Source organism: Pseudomonas sp. 51_B (assembly GCF_017491595.1).
Classification (GTDB): Bacteria; Pseudomonadota; Gammaproteobacteria; order Pseudomonadales; family Pseudomonadaceae; genus Aquipseudomonas; species Aquipseudomonas promysalinigenes.
Genome location: NZ_JAFGYW010000293.1, coordinates 1 through 478, shown reverse-complemented (window position 1 = coordinate 478; position 478 = coordinate 1). Strand labels below are relative to the sequence as shown.

The window sequence follows — 478 nt, the reverse complement described above, 5'->3', positions numbered from 1 at the left end:
GAACATGATCAGAATGCTGATAAACAGTTTGCGCCGTTCGAAACGGGCGAAATACGCGGTCAGGAATGGGCCGAACAGCGCCACGGTAAAGGCGAACAAGGTCACCAGCAGCCCGGCTTGCGGGATGCTGACTTCGAGGTCTCGGGCGATTGCCGGCAACAGGCCGACAATGACGAATTCCGTGGTCAGCACCGTGAACCCGGCAGCGGACACAAGAAGAATAGGCCACAGCATGCGCAACTCCCGCAAAACGACGACACCAACGATGACCCGCAGGCCCGCTGGCAGAACTTGAAAATGAGGATGGCGAAGCTTAACAGACTGCGGCCGCACTGAGTTGCCCAAAACTGCCGATCTGCCCGGCCGATCCGGTGGCAGATCGTCACAGGCCTGAAGGTTCACGCCTACGCTGTGATAAAGTCCGCGCCCTGAAAATCGTACAGCTGTTCAACGTGCCGTTTGGCGGCGTTGATGTCAC

Annotated in this window: 1 protein-coding gene; it reads right to left on the bottom strand. The window is 58.2% G+C overall.

Translation table 11 applies throughout. From position 1 onward, the window contains the following. On the bottom strand, positions 1 to 234 hold a 234-nt coding region (locus tag J5M56_RS24895; protein WP_207938048.1), incomplete at its 3' end, for an MFS transporter. Positions 235 to 478 lie beyond the last annotated feature (244 nt).